The sequence below is a fragment of the Paenibacillus brasilensis genome (assembly GCF_009363115.1).
Lineage (GTDB): Bacteria > Bacillota > Bacilli > Paenibacillales > Paenibacillaceae > Paenibacillus > Paenibacillus brasilensis.
In genome coordinates this window covers 3,821,528-3,843,753 of sequence record NZ_CP045298.1, presented here as the reverse complement: position 1 = coordinate 3,843,753, position 22,226 = coordinate 3,821,528, and the positions used below count along the sequence as shown (strand labels likewise).

Annotated in this window: 25 protein-coding genes; 7 read left to right on the top strand and 18 right to left on the bottom strand. The window is 45.8% G+C overall.

Features of this window, described 5'->3' with window-relative positions:
* Positions 1-48: 48 nt before the first annotated feature.
* From GCU48_RS27040 to GCU48_RS18175, 13 genes are all read right to left on the bottom strand, one after another.
* Complete coding sequence (locus GCU48_RS27040; RefSeq protein WP_155983956.1) at positions 49-198, bottom strand: hypothetical protein; 150 nt, start codon at positions 196-198, stop codon at positions 49-51.
* Positions 199-380: 182 nt separating this feature from the next.
* Positions 381-560: a hypothetical protein gene (locus GCU48_RS18230; protein WP_025721641.1), complete on the bottom strand. Its 180-nt coding sequence runs from the start codon at positions 558-560 to the stop codon at positions 381-383.
* Between the two features lie 75 nt (positions 561-635).
* The gene (locus GCU48_RS18225; RefSeq protein ID WP_152380986.1) at positions 636-1,637 is read right to left on the bottom strand and encodes a diacylglycerol kinase catalytic domain-containing protein; all 1,002 of its coding nucleotides are present in this window, start codon (positions 1,635-1,637) and stop codon (positions 636-638) included.
* Positions 1,634-2,695: an SPFH domain-containing protein gene (locus GCU48_RS18220; RefSeq protein WP_152380985.1), complete on the bottom strand. Its 1,062-nt coding sequence runs from the start codon at positions 2,693-2,695 to the stop codon at positions 1,634-1,636. Before GCU48_RS18220 ends, GCU48_RS18225 begins: the two co-directional genes overlap by 4 nt.
* Before the next feature lie 175 nt (positions 2,696-2,870).
* Positions 2,871-3,536 (bottom strand): HD domain-containing protein, encoded by a 666-nt coding sequence (locus GCU48_RS18215; protein WP_152380984.1) that lies wholly within the window; start codon positions 3,534-3,536, stop codon positions 2,871-2,873.
* A gap of 148 nt (positions 3,537-3,684) precedes the next feature.
* Entirely contained in the window at positions 3,685-4,719 is a 1,035-nt protein-coding gene (locus tag GCU48_RS18210) for an NAD(P)/FAD-dependent oxidoreductase (RefSeq protein WP_025721647.1), read from the bottom strand.
* A 114-nt stretch (positions 4,720-4,833) separates the two neighbouring features.
* On the bottom strand, positions 4,834-5,331 hold the full coding sequence (locus GCU48_RS18205) for a DUF1572 family protein (protein WP_152380983.1): 498 nt from the start codon (positions 5,329-5,331) through the stop codon (positions 4,834-4,836).
* A gap of 62 nt (positions 5,332-5,393) precedes the next feature.
* Positions 5,394-5,915 carry a GNAT family N-acetyltransferase gene (locus GCU48_RS18200; protein ID WP_152380982.1) on the bottom strand — a complete coding sequence of 174 codons (522 nt, stop codon included), beginning with the start codon at positions 5,913-5,915 and terminating at the stop codon, positions 5,394-5,396.
* Between the two features lie 39 nt (positions 5,916-5,954).
* Positions 5,955-6,962, bottom strand: coding sequence for a phosphotransferase family protein (locus tag GCU48_RS18195; RefSeq protein WP_152380981.1), 1,008 nt, complete (start codon positions 6,960-6,962; stop codon positions 5,955-5,957).
* Positions 6,963-6,964: 2 nt separating this feature from the next.
* On the bottom strand, positions 6,965-7,456 hold the full coding sequence (locus tag GCU48_RS18190) for an 8-oxo-dGTP diphosphatase (RefSeq protein ID WP_025721653.1): 492 nt from the start codon (positions 7,454-7,456) through the stop codon (positions 6,965-6,967).
* Positions 7,457-7,642: 186 nt separating this feature from the next.
* The gene (locus GCU48_RS18185) at positions 7,643-8,071 is read right to left on the bottom strand and encodes a GNAT family N-acetyltransferase (RefSeq protein ID WP_152380980.1); all 429 of its coding nucleotides are present in this window, start codon (positions 8,069-8,071) and stop codon (positions 7,643-7,645) included.
* Between the two features lie 90 nt (positions 8,072-8,161).
* Complete coding sequence (locus GCU48_RS18180; protein WP_152380979.1) at positions 8,162-8,482, bottom strand: hypothetical protein; 321 nt, start codon at positions 8,480-8,482, stop codon at positions 8,162-8,164.
* Positions 8,445-8,849: a hypothetical protein gene (locus tag GCU48_RS18175; RefSeq protein ID WP_167518722.1), complete on the bottom strand. Its 405-nt coding sequence runs from the start codon at positions 8,847-8,849 to the stop codon at positions 8,445-8,447. Before GCU48_RS18175 ends, GCU48_RS18180 begins: the two co-directional genes overlap by 38 nt.
* A 147-nt stretch (positions 8,850-8,996) precedes the next feature.
* Here GCU48_RS18175 and GCU48_RS18170 point away from each other — a divergent pair, with 147 nt between their 5' ends.
* Complete coding sequence (locus GCU48_RS18170) at positions 8,997-9,572, top strand: class I SAM-dependent methyltransferase (RefSeq protein ID WP_025721656.1); 576 nt, start codon at positions 8,997-8,999, stop codon at positions 9,570-9,572.
* A gap of 19 nt (positions 9,573-9,591) precedes the next feature.
* Positions 9,592-10,197, top strand: a complete 606-nt coding sequence (locus GCU48_RS18165) for a DedA family protein (RefSeq protein ID WP_025721657.1) — start codon at positions 9,592-9,594, stop codon at positions 10,195-10,197.
* A 14-nt stretch (positions 10,198-10,211) separates the two neighbouring features.
* On the opposite strand, the gene GCU48_RS27035 is transcribed toward GCU48_RS18165, so the two are convergent.
* Positions 10,212-10,376, bottom strand: coding sequence for a hypothetical protein (locus GCU48_RS27035; RefSeq protein ID WP_208811861.1), 165 nt, complete (start codon positions 10,374-10,376; stop codon positions 10,212-10,214).
* Positions 10,377-10,753: 377 nt separating this feature from the next.
* Here GCU48_RS27035 and GCU48_RS18160 point away from each other — a divergent pair, with 377 nt between their 5' ends.
* Positions 10,754-11,044, top strand: a complete 291-nt coding sequence (locus tag GCU48_RS18160) for a hypothetical protein (protein WP_152380977.1) — start codon at positions 10,754-10,756, stop codon at positions 11,042-11,044.
* A 174-nt stretch (positions 11,045-11,218) separates the two neighbouring features.
* Positions 11,219-11,308: a putative holin-like toxin gene (locus GCU48_RS29320; protein WP_370880996.1), complete on the top strand. Its 90-nt coding sequence runs from the start codon at positions 11,219-11,221 to the stop codon at positions 11,306-11,308.
* Positions 11,309-11,517: 209 nt separating this feature from the next.
* Here GCU48_RS29320 and GCU48_RS18155 read toward each other — a convergent pair whose 3' ends face one another.
* From GCU48_RS18155 to recQ, 3 genes are all read right to left on the bottom strand, one after another.
* Complete coding sequence (locus GCU48_RS18155; protein WP_152380976.1) at positions 11,518-12,828, bottom strand: alkaline phosphatase; 1,311 nt, start codon at positions 12,826-12,828, stop codon at positions 11,518-11,520.
* A 175-nt stretch (positions 12,829-13,003) separates the two neighbouring features.
* Positions 13,004-14,914 carry a B12-binding domain-containing radical SAM protein gene (locus GCU48_RS18150; protein ID WP_025721659.1) on the bottom strand — a complete coding sequence of 637 codons (1,911 nt, stop codon included), beginning with the start codon at positions 14,912-14,914 and terminating at the stop codon, positions 13,004-13,006.
* A 50-nt stretch (positions 14,915-14,964) separates the two neighbouring features.
* Positions 14,965-16,863 carry a DNA helicase RecQ gene (recQ, locus tag GCU48_RS18145; RefSeq protein ID WP_025721660.1) on the bottom strand — a complete coding sequence of 633 codons (1,899 nt, stop codon included), beginning with the start codon at positions 16,861-16,863 and terminating at the stop codon, positions 14,965-14,967.
* 218 nt (positions 16,864-17,081) lie between these two features.
* On the opposite strand from recQ, the gene GCU48_RS18140 reads away from it, so the two are divergent.
* Entirely contained in the window at positions 17,082-18,095 is a 1,014-nt protein-coding gene (locus GCU48_RS18140) for an RluA family pseudouridine synthase (protein WP_025721661.1), read from the top strand.
* 94 nt (positions 18,096-18,189) lie between these two features.
* On the opposite strand, the gene GCU48_RS18135 is transcribed toward GCU48_RS18140, so the two are convergent.
* Positions 18,190-19,026, bottom strand: a complete 837-nt coding sequence (locus GCU48_RS18135) for a hypothetical protein (RefSeq protein WP_152380975.1) — start codon at positions 19,024-19,026, stop codon at positions 18,190-18,192.
* Between the two features lie 659 nt (positions 19,027-19,685).
* Between GCU48_RS18135 and speD the strand changes: the two genes are divergently transcribed.
* Positions 19,686-20,492, top strand: coding sequence for an adenosylmethionine decarboxylase (gene speD, locus GCU48_RS18130; protein ID WP_025721663.1), 807 nt, complete (start codon positions 19,686-19,688; stop codon positions 20,490-20,492).
* A gap of 272 nt (positions 20,493-20,764) precedes the next feature.
* Positions 20,765-22,183 carry an NAD-dependent malic enzyme gene (locus GCU48_RS18125; RefSeq protein WP_152380974.1) on the top strand — a complete coding sequence of 473 codons (1,419 nt, stop codon included), beginning with the start codon at positions 20,765-20,767 and terminating at the stop codon, positions 22,181-22,183.
* The last annotated feature ends 43 nt before the right edge of the window (positions 22,184-22,226 follow it).

Sequence of the window (22,226 nt, the reverse complement as noted above, 5' to 3'; positions counted from 1 at the left end):
TATATAACTTCTAAACATGCTGTCCGTCCACCTGAATCTCTACGGCTATTAGTTCTCCCAGCCAATCTCGTATACAACTCCTGCCCTAATCGACAGCTTGCGTACTTTGGTTTGTTTCGATGCTGCATGCTGTACCTCGGTTAATCCGCATACATTGCTTTCCACGGAGGGATTGACGGAATCGGGTTTGGGAGACATCCATAGGAAGCTGCTGAGGAATACGAATAGTAAGCAGCCGTCGCGAGCTGGTATGGAAGGTATATTCCAGATTCAATTAACCTGCCTCCAAATCGCTCCAAGGCTTTTACATGCCAAAAAGACAGATGACCCTCGTAAGGATCATCTGTCTTTGCATATTTGCTCTATCGAGACGCAGGAGCCTATTGCTTCGAAGAGGATTTCGTATCATCGTATGACACTGGGGAAGGCTTCGCAATCCATTCGTCAGCCTCAGGCTCGATATCCACGCCGTTGTCCAGCTTCGTTTTTTCCATCAAGGAATCTCCGTCCTCGTTTTTCTTGTTGCGGATTTTCGCTTCGTCTTGAGTGTGGTCGCTCATGTTGATTCCTCCTTTTTGTTTCATCTGATTGTTGTACCTTACTCATAATTACCCATTGCCGTCCTGTACAAACCTCTACACGACCAGATGGCCTTTTTTCTCTGCCGGACCTATGGTCGCCTCAATGCCAGCATTAAACTCCAGAAAGTCGCTTTCCACTCCGTCACTGAAAATAACTCCATTTTCCGGCATCTGCGAAGCAATCCGCAGTGGCTTTTGGGCGGCTACCTGACCAAACACAAGCTCCGTAGCCGTCGTCCGGCTGGGAAACGGTTCTCTCACCGTAAAAAAAAGCGATGGCAAACTCCAAGCTGCACGAGGATCTTGGCTAGATCCTTCGGTTGCTGCTTCCTGACCAAAGGCTTTATCTGACACCAGATGGTCTGGAGTCAAAGACATCGGATGCCGCGTAGCGCTGCCGACAATTCCTGCTGCTCCAGCCAGCACGCTGGTCAGCCAGCCTGTCGCCCCCAGCCCTGTGGAAACGATAATGCCGCTGGACGATTGCTGCTCCACCTGCTCCTCCAGTCTTAGCTCGTATCTCGCAGAGACATGGGTTTTGCGCCCAATGAACAAATCGTTCACAGCATACAGCGACTGGCCATCATTCAGTTGGGCCTTAGCCAGCGTGACTTCCTTGATCGGCCGCCTATGCACGAACACATCCGGCACCACCCGGCGCAGATCCGATACGGTAAACGGCAGCAATATCCCATCCCAGCGCAATGGGTCCGGATTCACACCAATAAGCGGCTGCTCGTTCAAATATTTTAACGTGTTGGCTACAAGCCCATCCTGACCCAGCACCACTATCGTATCCTGCTCACCAAAAATAAAGTTCGGCACATGCTCCCGCTCCACAATCTGGACTCGACCCAAGGCTGTTAATTCCGACGTCGTCGTCGCTACCGCCCTGCGGTAATTCTCATCCTCCAGTACATAATCGCTGAAATCCGCACCCAGCCGCTCCATAAAGAAACGAGCCTGCTGGATCGTATTATATCGGACAATCAGCTCCTCCAGTCGCGTTTTACGCTTCACCAAAATAATTTTGCGTTCTGTCATTCGGCTGTTCATCGTGTTCTGCCTCCAGCTCCTCTCGATCCTGCTGACCCACTTGTTCCCGCATCTGACATCAGGCCTTGCAACAGATCCGGCGTAATGTTCAACTGACCGATTTTTCCTGCATTTTCTGCAAGCTCCTGGAATGCTATTGCGATCAGCTTATCTGGACTCATATCCATATGGGCCATCGCCTGAAGCACGTTCGGCTCAACATCCTGCAACGATTTCATCACTGCCGTCAGTTCATAGGCCTTGGCATCGGCTTCTGCCTTTTTATTGGTTACGGTCAGCTCAATCAGCTCGCGTTTTTTCTCCTCCAGAGCCGTGTCGAACCGCAGCTGTTCCTCCTTCATTTCGCTTTGCTTTTGCTTCACAGAACGCTCGGCATCGAGCTGGGTTTCACGGATTTGCCTCTTTTTCGTCTCCACCGCGATTTCCGTGTTCAGCTCATTTTCCTTCACACGCCGCTCCTGCTCAATGGAGGCATTACGACGCTCATACAACGCATGATCCGCATTGCGAAGAATTTCTTCTCTCGCCTGCGCCTCCAGCGCTCTCATCGTCTCCTTATTCGGTAAAATTGCCAAGATCGACAGCCCCATAACCTCAATCCCCAGCTTTTCCATTTCAGTATGCTGAGCAATATCTTTCGTCATATTTTGCGCCAGACGTTCACTGGACTGAACAGCTTCCTTGAGCGGAACACGCTCCAAATATTTTTTGGTAAGCACCTTCGCGATGTTGATTACCCGTTGCGCCAGCTTGCCCGGATCATCCGAAATATAGCGTTTTTCCTTCAAGTCATACGTATAGTTTAAAATCTGCGTCGTTCTCCGATAATCCACAATCCGATAAGTCAGTTGTCCCTGCACCGTCACCGCCTGAAAATCATTCGTCATGTCCTCAAACATGAACGGCACATCAATCGAAGAAACAGGTACGACGACAACCGAGGTCGTTGGAGCGTAATAATAAAAGGATAACCCGACCCCCTCTCGAACCACTTTACCGTTCTTCACCTTCATCACATACTCACTCGGCTGAAATTTAACAAAACTAAATCCAAACATAGTTGCTTCCTCACTTTCTTTATAGTTTATAATATTTTGTTATTATCATTTTGTTATTAACAATAAAGTAGCACACTTTCTCAATAATATCAATATGACATTTATAAAAAAAGAAAGACCGCTTCCTCTCCGATACGCTCGGTTAGAGGAAACAGCCTTATCTTATTGCACCCACTTATTTAACATCCACATTCCATTCTCTATAAAATTGCTCCAGGTACATCTCCATCCATTGATGCCGAGTCTCCGCCAGTTCTTTGGCATAAGCAGTATTCATTAAATCCTTGAGCTTCAGCAGCTTTTCATAAAAATGGTATATAGCACTTTTACCTGCAGCACGATATTCGTGCTGTGAAAAGTCTTGATCCGGGTGATGCATGATACTGCCTTTTGAACCTGCATACATAAAGGTTCTTGCAATGCCAATCGCTCCAAGAGCATCCAACCGGTCTGCATCCTGCACAACCTGACCCTCCAGCGTCTCCATAGGCGGATTTTTGCCGCCATTGAAGGACATCGTCGCAATAATGGTCATCACGTGTGTAATCATATCCGGATCACTTACATGCAGACGCAGCCACTGCTCCACTTTATCCAGCCCTGCTTGCTTGGAATCATTTAATTTTTCATCTGCTACATCATGCAGCAGTGCTGCCAGTTCACAAACAAACAAATCTGCGCCCTCTTTGGCAGCAATTTTAAGAGACAGCTTTCTTACCCGGTCAATATGCCACCAATCGTGACCACTGTGGTCATGCTCCAACTGCTGTTGTACAAAGGGCTCTGCCTTTTGAATAATATCTGCCAAAACAGCCACCTCTTGCTCTGTTCGTTTCTCCATAAGTCACCTTCCAATCCCGCCCCCGAATGCTATGGCGGCCTAATATCATTTTTTAACGCTTGTCCATTTGCTTCATGATGTCCCAATAGGATACACGCACGTTCCTGTCATACACATCCTCATCATCCAAGTAGGGGAGCTTATATACCTACTCTACAACACCCAGCTCACGATTTTTTTCCTTGAAACGGCTGTTGTGGGAGGATACATAAGCCGCTTTGTCTGCTGTGGGATCAATGTACAGCTTGGCACTGTTCAGCGCAAGGGCAGCGTCCGTGAACGTGCCTGCAATCAGATACAGCTTGCTTCCGTACTCGACAAAATCACCTGCTGCGAAGATACCCGGTACATTCGTTTCCAGCTTTTCGCTCACTCGGGCATGCCACTCACCCATATCCAGTCCCCAATCCCGAATCGGACCGAAGTCGGATTTCAGACCATGATTCACGATTATTGCATCGACATTCAATACCTGAGTTTCGCCCGTCTCTACATGGCTAATCGTCACCTGCTCAATCGTTTCTCCGTTATGACTATGTAGCTGACTTACCGCATAAGGCGTGAGGACTTGGACCGAAGACGCTTTCATCCGAGCTACATTTTTCTCATGTCCGCCAAAATGATCCCGACGATGTACGACGGTCACACTCGCCGCAATAGACTCCAGCTCATTCGCCCAATCCACCGCCGAGTCACCTCCACCGGAAATCAGGACGTGCTTATCCCGATATGGCTCCAGCTCTTGCACGGTATAATGCAAGTTCGTAACCTCATAACGATCCGCCCCGTCAATCTCCAGCTTGGCCATTTTGAGAATGCCATAGCCTACTGCCAGTATAACGGTGCGGGTCCAATGCTGCTCTCCTGTTGCAGAGGTAAGCAGGAAGGTTCCATCCTCTTGCCGATTCAAACCTGTGATCTGCTGTCCCAGCACAATCGTAGGCTCGAACGTTCGCGCCTGCTGCTCCAGCTGGTCGATCAGCTTTTCACATAAAATCGGGGTGACTCCCCCAACATCCCATATCATCTTCTCCGGGTATATGCGCATCCGTCCGCCCAGCTCATGCTTGGCTTCGATCAGCTTGGTTTTCATATCTCTCATGCCACTATAAAACGCAGTATACATTCCGGCAGGACCACCGCCGATGATCGTTACATCATATAATTCCAAGGACTCTGTCACTCTGCAACTCTCCCTACCTTAGCATAATCTGCCTGTTTCTATTATAAGTGATAATAATTATCAATATCAATTAAGAAATAAAAATATGACATTTACGGAGATTGCAGCTTTTCCTCATTTTCCGTTCAGGGATAGCTGTACTATCGCATGCAACGCTCTTTCATTAAGTCCATTTTGTACAAATTGAAAACGGTGATCTGCCAATCTTTGTACTCGGTCTATGATCTGTCCCAAATGATAAGCCGTATGCTCTACCACATGGTAAACGTCATGCATATTGATCGCGCCTGTGTTGTCCAATGCTGCGCAGAAGGATGAAAAAGCTTCTTCTACTTCCTCCATAAGCTGCTCCTTGTTTTGCATGGATGGTATGAAGCTATCCTCCATTCCTTGCTTGTATGTAATCGTCGGATCCATGAGCTTGGATGCGTTTCTACGCACATGCACCAAAATATGATGGATGATCCCACCAATACTGTTCGTTTCCGCCTCACCAGCGTTCCATAACTCCTGTTCGTCCAAAAGCTTGATGCATGTCCGCAGCTTTACTAAATATTGATCATACATTCTGTGTTTGGAGATGATTTTAAATTCATGCATAGAAGGATTCATATGGTCAATAGCCCCCTTAGTGCTTCATCTATCTAATCTTCTCGCGTTATCCTCTTTCTCACTCACAGCTCGATCCAAAACCGATTAACAAGATTTCCGTCTTCCTCTACGTAATCTGTGTCCGGTGTTCCGCCATTGCGTATGATTGTTTTTTTGGAAGCGATATTCTCGGAGTCGCATACGACCAAGGCTCTGGGAATACCCAGCTCCTTTGCTTTCTCCAGTGCCAAGGTCAGCATGGTAACAGCATACCTGTTTCCTCGTGCCGAAGGACGGATACCGTAACCGATATGACCTCCTGCATTGAGCAGGTGTTCGTTAAGATCATGCCGGATGTTTACCGCGCCAACTACCTGATCATTTGCATTCACAAGCCAGTAGGTGGAGCTTTTGACCCAGCCTTCAGGCAGGTCAATTCCATTTTCCTGATTACTTAAAAACGTCAGCATTCCTTCAAAATCATACGGCTCTATAGAAATTACCCAGGGCACCACTGGCTCCTGACTCTTTTTCCATTCTTCATAAAAAGAAAGGTACGCTTCCTTCCATGTCCGAGCCGGCTTTACCAATCTGACGGTTTGCATACCACTCACTTCCTTCTCTTTATGTATTTGATTGGTCTGTTATGATTTATATATTTCAACGTCCGTAAATTTTTGCGCCCATTCCGCAAAAGAGAGCTTGTCATCCCAAGTGACTTGCTTCATTGCTTTGGCACATCCCCAGTTGAGAATTTGTTGATACAGCATATGCACCCGGAATCGCTCAATAAACCCTTCTTTGGTCTCCATACCTTTGAAGTATACAGTGAGAAACTGTTTTGCCAGCTCTTCCTGGCCGTTTTCCAGATACATGGTAGTTATCTTCGGAAGATCTGCAACTCCATCGCCAAAATAAGCTGTCGTAAAATCAAATAGTCCACTGACTCTCCAGCCGTTTTCTCCGTTCTGCACAAGCACATTTTGCGGTTTAAAATCTCCCATCACAAATGTGGCAGCCCCCAGTTGATCAAATGCTTGACGTGAATCTTCCAATATTCCCTCTACCCATTCCATATCCATTACAGAAATGTTTGAGTATTTTTGGGCATCCTCTAGCCAGTATCGAATTCGTCCATACAACCATGCTCGATATGAGATTTCAAAAGGACGAATGGCCAAAGTCGTTGTATCCAGCTCCCCACTGTTCTTAACCTTCCAGCTATGAAGCTCCAACAAGGCAGCAGCAAGCCTTTCAGCCATTTGCTGTTTATCCAGTGAGCTCAGTCTTGCCTGCAGCTCGGGTGTATGTATGTGCTCACCGTACAAACGCGGCATAACAGCATAGCTCCAGCCGAAAATATCGTCGGTATCATCCACCAAATAGGGTGCCGGTACAGGAATTGAAGTCCGTGTGTCTAATTGCTCCACTATAAACCTTTCTTCCACCCATTGTCCTGAAAAAAGTGGATTTCCCTTTAACACAAACTGTCCAGCCGTTGAGGAAATATAGTGGGTTTGTCCCATCACTCCTTCTGCCGTTTTTTCAGAAGACACCAGACGCCCCAAATCGAAACGATCCAGCACTCTCTGCAATTGGTCATTCGTGACCTCTCCTAGCCGGTTAGATGAAAAATAAATCCTCGTCGTCATCTCTACACCCCATAATTTTTAATCGTTGCTTCGAGGGTTTCGTCAGTATCCGCCAGCCATACAAAACTAACCTCGAACGTTCCCGGCTCGAAAAATAAGGGAAATCTCCGCTTAAACCAATCCTGCATCGGCAGATTGAGCGCCTCCTTCATATCCACCCACAGCAGTTCTCCCTCGGGGGGATTGTTCAATAGTTCACCTTCCGTTGCTGTAGCCAAATAGTTAAAGACCATGTATCGCAGCCCTTGGCTCGGGTCACAATATTCGTCAATTCCTTTAAATACAATTTCCTTAACCGTCAACCCCGTTTCTTCCTTTACTTCACGAATGGCCCCATTCACAATACTCTCTGGAAACTCTACTTTCCCTCCTGGGGCAATATAGCCCGGAAAACCCTTCTTATCCGGTCTGTTCATAAGCAATACCTTGGTTCCGTCCTGAATCATACACATGGTATATAATTTGTGTGTCACTTCCGTGGTCATTTTGATCATACCCTTCTTTATTCATTCTTCACTATGATCTAGCTTTAAATTTTCATACCAGCACCAGTTGAGCAGAGGTACACCCCTTTTGCGACGGCGACCGTAATATCTCCTCAAACCAGGGATCGACGAATAATAATAGAATCATGACACGTTATATAATTCCTTGATCTGTACGAGTATATTATAGAGTCCTCAAAGGATATTTTTCTTGTAATAATAGTGTTTAAAGCCTCGGGGAGCATCATCAATGACGCCAACCACTTCGTACCCATGCTTTTCATAAAATTCGGGTGCCTGAAAAGTAAACGTGTTGAGCTGAATAAAAGTACACCCTTTGTTTTTAGCGATTTGTTCGATTTTACCAAGCAGCTGCGAGCCATAGCCCGCTCCTCTGTGACGCTGATCTACCCACAAAATATCAACCTCCACCCAGTTCCAACACATTACACTTAGGAGACCGCCAATGATCTGACCATCTTCATTTTTAAGGGTAAGATCAATCTCTTCATATCGGTTTCGAACATCTTCAGGTACATGTTTCGCATTAAATTCAATCAATTTGTTTCTAACAAAACGCGCCTCATCTCTACTGCTCCGACTCATTTGAGTTCTCAGCGTCATGACATAAATCCTCCAATTTTTTAATGTGTCCTTAAAACGGGGTTCTACTGTTATTTATTGTATATATTTTTGTATGCCTAGTCACTTACTTCATTTTTTATCCAGAGCGCCCACTGAAGAAATGTGAGTAGTGACGAATGGCTTAACCGAAATATCCAGTTGTTTTCCAATTCCTGCAATATCGCTAGTGCTATCATTGTTGCTACGGGGCGCTTCCGTGTTGCTTGGAACGGACTTTTCCACTTTTGTAGTTGATGTACTGCTGGATTGAGAACTTTGCTGCGCAATTTGAGCTTCAAGTTGAGCCCTTCTCTTTTCCAGGCTGGCTGTATCGTTAGTGCTGGATGGCGATGAAACAGATTGCTCAAAATTCTTAGCGATTTTTATCAAATAAAGCCGATATTTCTTCATCTGTCGCATTCGATTCGTCAGTATTTCCCATTGCGTTTTTCAGGGCAGAGAGCAGATCTGTTTCTTGATCATTCTCCGAAGTGGTCGAACCGGATACAGAACTGGAATTCAAGATGCTTTGCAGATCACTCAGCAAGGATCTTTTTTCATCTACCGTAAGCTCTTGTTCAGATGCAGTACTGTAATCCTCTTGGTTGGAGGCTTCTTGGATATTCCATGCAAATGGAGGCATAATTCCGCCCATGGCTTGCATCATTGGAGCCAGACCACTGGGAGCTTGCATTCCTCCCGCGTATTCTGTAAATTCCTTGCTCAATTCGAGTGAATCGTTAGATTTCTTGTGTGTTGTGTGAATAATAATCCCCATTTCCCTAGACTATAGCCAAGGAAAATCCCCGCCGTAGGACGGGGATATGAACCCTACTCCGGACAGGAGTAAGTATAGGGATAATTTGTTACTCTTAGCAGAGAATAAACGAACGTATTTAGAAAAGTGAAAGAAGGGGAACGGTTCATGATCCGTATTAGTCATTTGGTTCACGAAAGATTTATGTTCTTATTTAAATTTTTGCATTCACCTACATATGTGGGGAGTGTAACACCAAGCTCCAGATTTCTGGCTAAAAGCATGATTGAATCCATTCCTTGGAGTGAAGTTCATGCCGTCGCAGAGCTAGGGGCTGGCACGGGAGCAATTACTCAGTATATTCCTCAAGCGGCAAGAGCTCAAACCAAGGTTCTGCTGTTTGAGAAGGATCAGACTATGCAGGAGAGCTTAAAAAGAAGGTTCCCGAATTATCTGTGTTATTCCGATTCACGTGAGCTTCAGCTTGCCACAAAAAATGCCGAAATTGAGCAGCTTGACTGCATAATAAGCGGGCTTCCCTTTTTTAATTTCCCACAAGCCATGCGAAATCAGATCGTAGAGCAAATTCATCTATCGCTCAGGGATGGTGGATTGTTCGTCGCCTTTCAATATTCTAAACAAATGAAGCAGCAGTTAGGTGAATGGTTTGATATTGAAGAGATCAAGTTTGTGCCCATGAACATTCCGCCTGCATTCGTCTATGTATGCCGGAAGAAAGCATAAGTAAGGGGGGAAAATGGGTATGGACATTGACCATTTAATTTCCATTATTGAAGAGTACGGCTATGCGGCCTTATTCTTTACTCTATGGCTCGGAATCGTGGGGCTGCCCATTCCAGACGAAGTCATTGTGATGACTGGCGGGGCTGTAACAAGCATGGGAATCCTTCATCCACTACCCGCTTTTTTAATGGTTTATCTTGGGGTTATATCAGGCTTATCCTTAGGATATGTACTGGGGAGACTGTTAGGTATATCCGTTTTGGACCGTTTGCGACGACGGAAAAGAATGGACAAGTACATTGCATTTTCGGAAAATTTAGTACATAAGTATGGAAATTTCACGATTTGCATCAGCTATTTGCTACCCATCGTTCGTCACATTATTCCTTACATTGTCGGGATCAATAAAATAAGCTTCAAACGCTATGCACTTTTCTCTTATTCAACTGGCTTGATTTGGACGCTGATCTTCTTTCTGCTCGGACGCTTCTTTGGCAAGCATGTAGAGACAGCTGGAGAACTGATACATCGTTATGGCTTGAAGGTTACTCTGCTTGTCATTGTACTGACCATTATATTTTTTACAATGAAATATGTTTGGGGGAAGAAAACAACAGAGGAGTAAAGGAAGATTAAAAGTTACCTTAGTGCCACTGCAGTACCACTGCGCAGACGGATGGTGCTTCCCATCGCCACCGCCCCCGGATTTTTGGAATAAAGTCTTTCATCGGTAAAAATCCGGGGACAAAAGCGACCGCTTCGCTTGTACAGCACCATTCCGCCTACTCCGTTTTTCATGTTCATTTTTGTAGTTCAGCTGGGAGATCCCTCGTTTTCGGTATTCTTCATCCACGAATAAATTATCAATATCCAAGATCATTTCATCGAAATAGAAGAAAATAAGGATACAATTGTGTAAACTCAATCACTTTATCTTTTGCTATATCCTTTACGATAAAAATGATCGACTGCAAAATACATAGCTTCCTTTTCCTACCTGTAATTTTAAGTCCAATCAAGAATGTTCACAAAATATTCGATATTTATTGAAATTTCCTATTGATTTGATGTCACTATGATGTCACCTTTCGGTATACCAAATCGCTATGTAATGATACAATATTTACATGATATTTTGTCATTCCACATTAAAATATTTTCCCTCCGGAGGTTTGTAAATCATGTCTAATTCTTTAGAAATATTAATTGAACCCATAATCAGAAACCGATTAGAAACATTGTATAGTAATCTTTCTAAAACCATACCGGAATACAACCAATTTTCCACGGAAAGCAACCAGTATTTTCAACAAATCCGTGAATCCGTTCCCGAGCATCTCGAACATACCCTATTTTTATATGAAGATGCCCAAATCTCTCTACAATCTATTCTGGAGAACCAAATATATTTACAGGGATTCAAAGATGCTATGCAATTTTTAGATGAGCTACGTAACGCCTATACTGGTTAAGAACTACATACTAATTTTCAACTTTAAAAATATATCTTCTGAAAAAACAAAAAACGCCTGTTGGTAGGCGTTTTCATTTTTGTCCTTTTTAGCAATACTATCCATATGATATACTATAAACTAACAACAGAATGGCTTAGATGGGCGGTCGGCTAGTCTCCTGCAAAGGAGGTGATGCTTGTGGAGGTTAAAGATACGCTGATGTTGATGATTCAATTTGCAACGTTGGTGATCTTGATTATTTCCTTCAACAAAAAGAAATAGACCGCCCTCTGGAAAAGGAATGCGGTCATATTTCAATGACTAAAACTTTTTGAACAGCCACCGCCCTTATAAGCGGCTGTTGTAAAAGAGTGAGGATGTTGGCAGCATCCTTACTCTTTTTCAGTATATACTTATTAGCTTTAGTTTATCACAGGAAAATCCATATTGCCAATATGGAAAATCTTTTAAGGCGCGGCTTTCACACCACATTACTTCTTCAATTGAAGCAGCTTAATCAGCTTGTCATGAATGGCAGTATTCGGGTAATTCCCGGTAAATTGAGAAGAACCCGGTCCCATTGCAGTCAGTGCCACATCTACTGCGGTGTGTCCTTTTGTCGTCCAATCAATATAGAACGTTTCGTCCGTGCCATGAATGGTGAAAGGACCGTCTTCATTTGTTGTACCGTCATCCGCTTCATCTTTCGCATCCTTGCCTTCAATGGCCAAACCGCCTGTTTCATGGTCTGCCGTCACCAGAACTAATGTATCTGGATGCGCTTTGGCATAATCCTTAGCTACTTTAACAGCCTTATCCAGCTGTTGCCCGGCCTTAATCGTTAATTCGCCTTCATTGTCATGCGCCATCTCATCCGTTCCTTCTTCCTCTACCATCAGGAAAAAGCCCTTTTTGTTTTTGGAAAGCACGTCAATCGCTTTCGCTGTCATATCTGGCAAAGAAACCGTTGGGTTGTAAGAGTTGCCGAGCTTGTTGTGAGCTTGGAACATTTCTTCATTGGCGAACAATCCGAGCAGTTTAGAGCCCTTGGCTGCCTTCATTTCTGCCTGATCTGTCACATAGCTATAGCCCAATTTCTTGGCCTGCTCCACCAAATTTCCCTGAGTTCCTTTACTGGCTTCCTCAGGATCTTCTGCCGGGGCATCAGGATGTTTACCGGCTGTTCCTACCGGATACCAGAAGTCCTCACCACCACCCAGAATAACATCCAGCTTACTCTTTTCCAGATACTGCTTGGCGATCTCACTTTGAGCAGAACGCTTCTCAACATGCGCACCAAAAGCTGCACCCGTTGCGTCTGTCACTTGGCTTGTCGTCACGACACCTGTTGACATACCTGCTTTTTTAGCCAACTCCATAATCGTTGTGACTGGTTTTTTATTCAAATCCATCCCAATAGCACCGTTATATGTTTTTACACCTGTTGCAATTGCAGTAGCCGCAGCTGCCGAATCTGTAACCAGGTTGTCCCCCGAACTCGTGCTAACGAGGCCCGTTACCGGCATATTGTCCATTTCAAGCAATCCCGACTTTCCAACCGTGGCCAAGCGAATCGCGTTGCGACTTGCTTCTCCCATACCATCGCCGATAAAAAGAATGACATTTTTAGGAGCAGTGGCTTTTGCTGATGCAGCATTTTGTCCTTTCGATGCCTGTGCGGTAGTGGATTTGGTAGCTGACGCTGCAAAGGCCTTAGGAATATCTGAGGATAACAATGGCGCACTCAAGACGGTAAGGGCGCTTAAAGCAAGAAGACTCTTTTTCACTGAATGCTTTTTCACAAGGTCACACTCCAATAAAGTTAATATATGATGAAATAATCATATATTTGTTTTGTGAAATTTTATAAAGCAATAGATTATGCGAATGTAAAAATTATGTTCATAAAACACAAAAAAGGCACCAATTCTTGTAAGCAAGATTCGATGCCTTCTATAGTTTAAAAGCTATTCTTAGTTAAATCGCAGCAATTTCCTTGCCGATCGGCATGGTATAGTACAGCGGCTTTTGCTGTTCGTTTTGCTGATAGACGACTAGTAGCAGTGTTCGCCCTTCAGCAGTCAATGGGCTACCTCCACTCAGGATATGGTCCAGACTGAACGGTAAAATATCGAGCACAGCGTGCTTTTGCAGCTCCTTTTCCCCCAGCTTCAAGGAAGCAAAGGCCGGGATCATCTCGCGATATGGCTGCGACTGCTGGCTGCTCGTAGCGGAATGGACATCCGCAGCAGGAGAAGGAGAAGCCTGTACAGCATGCTGTGTCGAATCCTCTCTCACCGTCTCCGCCACAGCGTCCGCAACCACAGGTGACAACAGTGCATCCGGGTGCTGAAGAACCATTTTCATATAGCTGGACCAGTCATCCTTCTCCAAAGTATGCTCCCACCAGATTTTACGCGGCTTGTATTTATGGTTCAGGAAATAATCGAGCTTCATGAGCCCGAGCACGATCTCCATTCGCTTCGTTCCGCGCGATACCAGAAAAGACTGGAGACGCGTGAACAAGTCCTCGAGCTGGTGGCCGATTTTTTGCCAGCCTTGCCCCTCCCAGTAGTCTCCGAACTCTTGAAAGAAATCAAAGGCGGAGACAAATTCACGCTCGATCAAATAGTTCACCGTATGATCCATACGATGGGAATTCCAGTATTTCTCCAATACATCTTCCAAGCGTTTGAGCCGAACGATATCGGCAAAGGAAAGGACATCATTGCTCAGCATTTCATAAGGTGCCACATCCATGTATGTGTAATTATATTTATCGGCGTCAATACGCAGCCCCGTACCTCGCAGCATTTTGAGGAAACCGAGCTGGAGCTCTTCCGGGCCGAGCGCAAAAACGTCATTAAACGTTTTACGGAAGGTATTGTAGTCCTCCAAAGGCAGACCAGCGATCAGATCCAGATGCTGGTCGATTTTGCCGCTTTGCTTGACCTTCGTAACGGTGCGGGAAAGCTTGGCAAAATTCTGCCGGCGCTTAACCAACTCATTGGTCGGGTCGTTCGTCGACTGGACACCGATTTCAAAGCGAAAGATGCCCGGCGGTGCATTTTCCGCCAGATAATCCAACACCTCGGGACGCATAATATCTGCTGTGATCTCAAACTGGAAGACACAGCCGCGATGGTTTTCAATCAGAAATTTGAACATCTCCAGCGCATAGTCCCGTTTGATATTAAATGTACGGTCTACAAACTTGATCAATTTGGCCCCGTTGTCAATCAGATACAGGATGTCCGACTTTGTGCGCTCAATATCGTAATAACGCACCCCGACCTCAATGCTCGACAGACAAAACTGGCAGCTGAACGGACAGCCCCGGCTCGTTTCAAAATAAACAACCCGCTTCCCGAGTTCCGGTATATCTTCGGCAAAGCGATAGGGCGACGGCAGCTCGTTCAAATCCGCCTTCGGACGGCCCGGCATCAGGATAACCTCTTCACCCTTGCGGTAAGCCAGTCCATATACAAAATGGAACTTGCGATCCCCCTCCAGCTCCTGGAGCAGTTGATGGAACGTTTCTTCTCCCTCACCAACAACGATAAAATCCACATTCGCCAAGCGCTTCATCCAGTGCTCTGTATCGTAAGATACCTCCGGACCACCCAGTATGATTTTGACCTCGGGCATAATCTTTTTCAGCACATCAATCACTTTAATGGTCTCTTCAATGTTCCATATATAGCAGGAGAAGCCGATGACATCTGCTCCTCGCTGAAATAAATCGGATACGATGTTCATCACTGGGTCCTTGATCGTATACTCCGCCAGCTCGATATCAAAATCCTTTTCACTGTAGGCTTTGAGACATCGGATGGCCAGCGAGGTATGAATATATTTTGCATTTAACGTTGATAAAATGACTTTCATAGGTCACAACCTTCTATAGTTTGCATGGATGCTTCTATTCTTTAGTATAGCTATTCAAAATCCTCATACACATCGTCTGGATAAATCTCATCCTCGTTCACCGTTCCACCGACATTCCCCTGGTTTTGAAAAAAATCAAGAAACAGCTTGCCATACTTGCGAAACTTCACTTCACCGACACCCTTGATCCGCAGCATATCCGCCTCGGATTGCGGATTCGCCACACTCATCTCACGTAATGTAGCATCATTGAAAATAATATAAGACGGCACATGCTCCTGAGCGGCCAGATCACGGCGGATCAGGCGCAATTGCTCAAATACGGTTTCGTTGACCGCCGCTGGATATGCATCGCGTCCCTGTCTTCCGCGTGGACCTGCCCCACCTGCAAAAGCCGTGGCATGTCGAACCACACGCTGCATAACTTCACGCTGACCTTTCAGCACTTCTACTGCAAGTTGCTGCAAACGAACGACCGGATATTGGCCCTCAGACAGCACCAAATAGCCTTCCGATACGAGAACATTTATAATTTCGGCAATTTCTTTTTCCGTCCGATTGCCCATCACCCCATAGGTTGGAAGACTGTCAAAACCATACTGGAGCACCTTTTTGTTGCGTGAACCTTTCAACACTGAGGCTACCATCGAAACCCCAAAACGCTCCCGCATGCGATGAATGCAGGAAAAAATCTTTTGCGCATCTATGGTCATATCGACCAGCTCCCGCTCATCCGTGCACGAGCTGCATATGCCGCAAGCTTCATGCTCCTCTGCCTCACCGAAATACTCAAGCTGTGCCGTGCGTAGGCAGCGAGTTGTGTAGCAATAGTCAACCATCTGCTGGAGCTTGCGGTAGTCGTTGCGCTTGCGGTCTTCATCCTGCGGATTTTGCTCAATCAGGAACTTCTGAGTGACGATATCTTGCGGTCCAAACAGCAAAATGCATTGACTCGGATCGCCATCACGTCCTGCGCGTCCCGCTTCTTGGACGTAAGCTTCCATATTTTTAGGCATGTTGTAGTGAATGACGTAGCGCACGTTCGATTTATCAATCCCCATACCGAAGGCGTTGGTCGCAACGATAACACGGATATCGTCGTACAGGAAGCCCTCCTGGCTATCTGCACGTTCCTGATCTGTCATCCCGGCATGATAGCGTCCAGCTGCCATCCCCGCATCACGCAGTCGTTGGTACAAATCGTCCACGTCTTTACGAGTCGCCGCATAAATAATGCCTGAATCACCCTCATGCTCACGGGCATAATTCAGCAAAAAGCTGCGCTTGTCTTCCCCGCGCAGCACGCTGAACGCCAAATTCGGTCGTCCAAGGCCTGTGACGAACGTCTCCGGGTTGCGCAGACGAAGCAGTCGCACGATGTCGTCCATGACCTGCGGTGTTGCCGTTGCCGTAAACGCAGCTACAATCGGACGTTCATACAGCCCTTCCACGAACGGAGCCACGGCCAGATAGCTGGTGCGGAAATCATGGCCCCACTGGGATACACAGTGAGCCTCGTCCACCGCAACGCAGGAAATCGGCAGCTGGGTCATCTCATCGCGAAACCAGTCCAGCTCCAGCCGCTCCGGTGCGACATACAGCAGCTTCAAATCGCCATTCCGTGCGGCACGGATGCGGTCATTCACTTCTCGTCCACTCAGCGTGCTATTGATATACGCAGCCGCTATCCCCATCGTCGTCAGCGCATCCACTTGATCCTTCATTAGCGAGATGAGTGGTGACACAACAATCGTTAAACCCTCATGCAATAAGGCAGGAATTTGATAGCATATGGATTTCCCACCGCCTGTCGGCATAATTCCTAACGTATCGTTTCCTTCCAGCATACTGGCGACAATTTTCTTTTGTCCCTCCCGGAAGTCGGGATAGCCATAAAATTTTTGTAGTAAATCCTGCGCCCGTTCCAGCGTCGGTGCTTGTACACTCATAAATTTAAAACCCCTCATATTTCCAGCGTCCTCGACGCATATCAGCTTTTCTTTCGTTATCTTTAGTTTACCGGGGTTCAAGGTAATGTTCAACCGCTGGAAGACCGTTATACAAGTTTCCTTCCCCATGGCATTCGCTGTTTTCTCATGATATAGTGAACACGGTACCGCAGTTGTACACAATGATGAGATACGGTACCAAGAAGGAGAAAGAATCCATGAACAATCGGAAACCCCAACGAAAAAATCGTACAAAATCAACGTTTAACACAAGCGACTCTAAACGCAACCACAAATCTGCCGAAAAACCTGGCTCACATAGACCGGAAACACGAGGAAAAAAGAGCACTTTTGATAAAACTCCTGCAAAAACATATATCGTCCAAGAGCCGGCCGAACTGCTGAGCTTTTTGGTAGAGCATGTCACTGGTATGGGGCGTAATTCCATTAAATCAGCGCTTGCCCGAGGACAGGTATCTGTAGATGGCGTGGCCCGCACAGTGCACAATTTCCCGCTGGAGCAAGGTCATACCGTCACACTCTCCAAGGAAAAAGTCGCTCCCGAAGTGCCGCTGACTGGCCTGCGTATTTTACATGAGGATGAAGCCATCATTGTCATTCATAAGGATGCCGGGCTTCTGTCTGTCGCCTCTGCGCAGGAAAAAGAAGTGACAGCCTACCGCCAGCTTACGGCCCATGTACGGCGAGAACATCCGTATAATCGTATTTTTGTGCTGCATCGTTTGGATCGGGATACGTCAGGAGTCATGATGTTTGCCAAAAGCGAGGCCATTCAGCAGCAAATGCAACAAGCGTGGAAAGAAGTGGTGTATGAACGAACATACATCGCTCTCGTAGAAGGGCAGATTAAAAAAACGGAGGGTACGATCTCCTCATGGCTGAAGGAAAGCAAAACGCTGAAAATGTACTCCAGTCCATATCCGAATGACGGACAGCACGCGGTCACTCATTACAAGCTGCTCCAAGCTAATCGGCATTTTTCCTTGCTGGAAGTACGTTTGGAAACCGGACGCAAGAACCAGATTCGCGTACATATGGAGGATATCGGTCATCCGATTGTTGGAGATAAAAAATACGGCTCCAAATCCAAGTCGATCGGCCGCCTTGGCCTGCACGCGCGAGTATTGTCATTTATTCATCCCGTTACTGGAGTATTGCTGCGTTTTGAATCCGAAACGCCTAAGACCTTTTTGAATTTGTTTCGGGATTAAAATTGTACAGGGCATACAGGGATTGGATGGAATTATGAATGAAAAGCTTGGGGCTGTATGAGTCAGCCCCAAGTTTTGTTGATTAAGCGGTATGTTACCGAACACCGTCAGCCATTTTCATCAGTTCATCCCATATGTACACGGGAGTATTGCAGACTGGACAATTTAGCCAACCGTTTAAATAAGGCAAATGGGTCAAAAGCTTGTTCTCTTCGATTTTCTGGGTGTACTCATGTAACCATTGTATATCGGAACCTCTATGATCCATTAAGCCGGGGTGAATCGGGTGGGGGGTCAGGCTGCTTAAAAGTACAGGATCTTTATCGTAAACGATCAGGGCATCACTCTCTTCAGCAGGCCAAATATAGAGTGGGACACCGCAATGCGGACAATCCAGCGTATATTCATCCCCTGTATCGAAACTTTGAAGCATATTGGCTATACTGCGATAGCCTTGAAAGGCAGCAGCAGCAGCCAAAACATAACGCTTGCCTATGTTTCCCTCATGTTCTTTCGCATAAAGCACCATTTCTTCGGTCAACTGTGCAAGCCTCACAATGGCCTGCTGATATTGCTCATAAATATATTCAGCCACACTAGAATCCACTTCTATTTGATCCCTTGTAAATTCCAAAGGCACTTTGGTATGCGAAGGATTGTAATTTTTCGCTTCGAATATTCCGCAGATGTTATATATGTCCGCGCGAATACCTACATCAGAGCTGTTTAATGCAATGTCTACAAGGTAAGGTACGGCTGCAAATGTACAAGTATACAACGTGTTTTGGTGATATAGTTCCTCCCAATACAAGGTGTCAGCTATTTCGCCGTCATATCCGGCTTGGAGCTGGTTCAACATTTCCGGAACGTATTGAGAAGAACCGTAGGGGCCTTGGAGCAAATTCCAGACCGGATCGGACAAAGCCAGCATCTTGGTACTCCTTTCACCGTTTTTCTTACAGAAACGTGGGATAAGATTTTGCAATCCCTTATTCTATCAAAATTCATTTAACTTCATAATTCTTAGCTTTTTATGTTTATACGCACATCATAAACTGAAGTTGCTTTTCTCATTCACGCAATGTACAAAGTCACTATCTTCGGGGTCTATAATCATATTCGGTTAAGTTTTAAATATTATGAAGATGACATATACTTTTTTTGAACATTAAAAAATAATGAAGTACATCTTTGAATAGAGCGGTCAATCACCCGGATCTTCTGTTTACTACGAGTCCATTGTCGATTTTGTTCCAACACCAAAACAACTAATCCGCTAACAACGACTTTCCCACACTTGAGTAGACGCCCTTATAGCCTTCTTCCTCATTTGCATAGTCCACATTATAAATCCTGTTACTTAAAAATCGCTAAGGAAGAAATAAAGTATATGCGCATTAAATTTCCATACATGTTAAAACCAGAGGCTCCTTGGGTTCCCTTGCCTGTTTGCAATTCGCCCTAACGGGTAAGACATATTTGTTCATGCCTTAGTCTTATCGCTACAGAACTGATTGGATGAATCGGTATATGAACAGGTTCGTTGGGAATATTATGTATGAATACTGCGACCATAAGGGGAAATAGCCTATGACCATCACACCGGAACAGCGGATTACCCTGCACGGATTTAACAATCTGACCAAATCATTAAGCTTCAACATGTATGATATCTGTTACACCAAAACCAAAGAAGAACGCGAGGCCTATATTGAATATATTGATGAGCAATACAATTCGGACCGGCTGACAGCTATCCTGAAAAATGTGTCCGACATTATAGGCGCCCATGTGCTGAGCGTAGCCCAACAGGACTATGTTCCTCAAGGAGCGAGCGTGACAGTGCTTATATCGGAAGGCCCTATTGTGGAGGTACCAACTGAATCATACACCGAATCACCAGGCCCCCTGCCTGACTCAGTCGTGATACAGCTGGATAAAAGCCATATCACTGTCCACACCTACCCGGAGTATCATCCAGACGAGGGGATCAGTACGTTCCGAGCAGATATTGATGTCTCTACCTGTGGAGAAATTTCTCCGCTTAAGGCATTGCATTATTTGATCCATTCTTTCGACACAGATATTATGACGATTGATTATCGGGTACGCGGCTTTACGCGTGATACGAATGGACACAAGCTGTTCATTGACCATGACATCGTCTCCATTCAAAACTATATTCCCGCCGAAGTACGCAGCCAGTATGACATGATAGATGTGAACGTGTATCAGGAAAATATATTCCATACCAAATGCAAGCTAAAACAATTCGATTTGGACAATTATCTGTTCGGCTATACAAAGGAAAGTATGAGCATGGACGAGCAACAGAACATATCAACACGCCTCAAAGCTGAAATGGACGAAATTTATTATGGTAAAAATATGACGTAGCCAGATAAGCATTGGGCATTGAATGATGCACAATGCTGAATCTTTTTTTGAAGAAGAGGATGATCGTTTGGGCTGGAATATAGCCGGGCTTTTGTCCTTTTTTGCTGCGGAGTCATAGGTATCTTCCAGCTTTATCTGTACAAATGGGAGATTGTTCAATATGATAGGGAAAGAAACTAGTAATTTGAAATGTCAGCAGCTATTTGGAGGCTCGCTTCCATTTGTAAGCGCAATCAATTGATTTTGTTATGCAACAAAAAGGAGGAATTTGCATGCAAGGCGGTATTGGCGGTAAAAATATCATTTTACGACTGGAAATTTCCACCGAGCACATCCAATTTGGTCAATTGATTACGCTGGTAAACGAACATGGCGGAGATGTCATTGCGATTGACGTCATTCGTACCTCTGAGAAAGTCACTGTGAGGGATATTACGGTGACCATTGCCGATCCAGCAGAAATCGACCGAATGATTACCCGGATCAAAAAAGCTCAAGGCGTAAAAGTATTGTCCATCTCTGATCGTACCTTTCTCCTACACCTTGGGGGTAAAATTGAAATGCAGCCCAAGGTTCCGATTCAAAATCGTGACGATTTGTCCCGGGTATATACCCCGGATGTGGCACGCGTATGCATGGCCATTCATGAGGAGCCGGACAAAGCTTTCCGGTTGACGATCAAGCGCAACACAGTTGCTGTTGTCTCTGATGGAAGCGCCGTCCTCGGATTGGGCAACATCGGCCCCTATGCAGCCATGCCGGTCATGGAAGGCAAAGCCATGCTATTCAAGCAGCTCGGTTCCGTTGATGCCTTTCCGATTTGCCTGGACACGCAGGACACCGAGGAAATTATCAAGGCTATTAAGCAAATGGCCCCAGCTTTTGGCGGTATTAATCTGGAGGATATTTCGTCACCACGTTGCTTTGAGATTGAGCAGCGGCTACGAGAAGAACTGGACATTCCAGTCTTTCATGACGATCAGCACGGCACAGCTGTCGTCTTATATGCTGGTCTGATCAATGCGCTGAAGGCCGTCGGCAAATCACTGTCTGAGGTCAAAATTGTCGTGTGCGGTATCGGCGCGGCGGGTGTGGCCTGCAGCAAGATTTTGCTATCTGCCGGAGCTGTCAACATCATTGGCGTAGACCGTCACGGAGCGATTACAGCTGATGAGACTTATGAGAACTCGATGTGGAACTGGTATGCGCAGCATACCAACCCCGAACGGCTGTCTGGCTCACTGCCTGAGGTTCTGAAGGACGCTGACGTGTTTATCGGTCTATCGGCAGGTGGACTGCTGCAACGAGAGGACGTGAAACGCATGAATGAGGCTCCTGTGCTATTCACCATGGCTAACCCGGTTCCCGAGATTGCGCCAGAGGAAGTCGAGGATATCGCAGGTGTCATCGCCACAGGACGTTCGGACTATCCTAATCAGATTAACAATGTGCTTTGTTTCCCTGGTATTTTTCGGGCAGCGCTTGACTGCCGTGCCCGTGAAATTAACGAGGAGATGAAGCTGGCGGCGGCAGAAGCCATCGCCAGCACTATCCGTCCCGAGGAGTTAAACAAGCTGTATATTATCCCCGGTGTATTTAATGAGAGCGCTGTTCAACGTGTACGGGAAAATGTCATTAAAGCTGCAATTGCGAGCGGTGTCGCCAGAAGAGTGCCCCGAGATTTCAGATAAAAGAAAAGGATTGCTCCCCTTATTGCGGGTGCAATCCTTTTTT

Excerpts from the sequence above, each read along its gene's own strand:
- GCU48_RS27040 (WP_155983956.1), bottom strand. The coding sequence starts at position 198 with ATGTCTCCCAAACCCGATTCCGTCAATCCCTCCGTGGAAAGCAATGTA.
- GCU48_RS18230 (WP_025721641.1), bottom strand. The coding sequence starts at position 560 with ATGAGCGACCACACTCAAGACGAAGCGAAAATCCGCAACAAGAAAAAC.
- GCU48_RS18225 (WP_152380986.1), bottom strand. The coding sequence starts at position 1,637 with ATGAACAGCCGAATGACAGAACGCAAAATTATTTTGGTGAAGCGTAAA.
- GCU48_RS18220 (WP_152380985.1), bottom strand. The coding sequence starts at position 2,695 with ATGTTTGGATTTAGTTTTGTTAAATTTCAGCCGAGTGAGTATGTGATG.
- GCU48_RS18215 (WP_152380984.1), bottom strand. The coding sequence starts at position 3,536 with ATGGAGAAACGAACAGAGCAAGAGGTGGCTGTTTTGGCAGATATTATT.
- GCU48_RS18205 (WP_152380983.1), bottom strand. The coding sequence starts at position 5,331 with ATGAATCCTTCTATGCATGAATTTAAAATCATCTCCAAACACAGAATG.
- GCU48_RS18200 (WP_152380982.1), bottom strand. The coding sequence starts at position 5,915 with ATGCAAACCGTCAGATTGGTAAAGCCGGCTCGGACATGGAAGGAAGCG.
- GCU48_RS18195 (WP_152380981.1), bottom strand. The coding sequence starts at position 6,962 with ATGACGACGAGGATTTATTTTTCATCTAACCGGCTAGGAGAGGTCACG.
- GCU48_RS18190 (WP_025721653.1), bottom strand. The coding sequence starts at position 7,456 with ATGATCAAAATGACCACGGAAGTGACACACAAATTATATACCATGTGT.
- GCU48_RS18185 (WP_152380980.1), bottom strand. The coding sequence starts at position 8,071 with ATGACGCTGAGAACTCAAATGAGTCGGAGCAGTAGAGATGAGGCGCGT.
- GCU48_RS18180 (WP_152380979.1), bottom strand. The coding sequence starts at position 8,482 with ATGAAGAAATATCGGCTTTATTTGATAAAAATCGCTAAGAATTTTGAG.
- GCU48_RS18175 (WP_167518722.1), bottom strand. The coding sequence starts at position 8,849 with ATGGGGATTATTATTCACACAACACACAAGAAATCTAACGATTCACTC.
- GCU48_RS18170 (WP_025721656.1), top strand. The coding sequence starts at position 8,997 with ATGATCCGTATTAGTCATTTGGTTCACGAAAGATTTATGTTCTTATTT.
- GCU48_RS18165 (WP_025721657.1), top strand. The coding sequence starts at position 9,592 with ATGGACATTGACCATTTAATTTCCATTATTGAAGAGTACGGCTATGCG.
- GCU48_RS27035 (WP_208811861.1), bottom strand. The coding sequence starts at position 10,376 with ATGAACATGAAAAACGGAGTAGGCGGAATGGTGCTGTACAAGCGAAGC.
- GCU48_RS18160 (WP_152380977.1), top strand. The coding sequence starts at position 10,754 with ATGTCTAATTCTTTAGAAATATTAATTGAACCCATAATCAGAAACCGA.
- GCU48_RS29320 (WP_370880996.1), top strand. The coding sequence starts at position 11,219 with ATGCTTGTGGAGGTTAAAGATACGCTGATGTTGATGATTCAATTTGCA.
- GCU48_RS18150 (WP_025721659.1), bottom strand. The coding sequence starts at position 14,914 with ATGAAAGTCATTTTATCAACGTTAAATGCAAAATATATTCATACCTCG.
- recQ (WP_025721660.1), bottom strand. The coding sequence starts at position 16,863 with ATGAGTGTACAAGCACCGACGCTGGAACGGGCGCAGGATTTACTACAA.
- GCU48_RS18140 (WP_025721661.1), top strand. The coding sequence starts at position 17,082 with ATGAACAATCGGAAACCCCAACGAAAAAATCGTACAAAATCAACGTTT.
- GCU48_RS18135 (WP_152380975.1), bottom strand. The coding sequence starts at position 19,026 with ATGCTGGCTTTGTCCGATCCGGTCTGGAATTTGCTCCAAGGCCCCTAC.
- speD (WP_025721663.1), top strand. The coding sequence starts at position 19,686 with ATGACCATCACACCGGAACAGCGGATTACCCTGCACGGATTTAACAAT.
- GCU48_RS18125 (WP_152380974.1), top strand. The coding sequence starts at position 20,765 with ATGCAAGGCGGTATTGGCGGTAAAAATATCATTTTACGACTGGAAATT.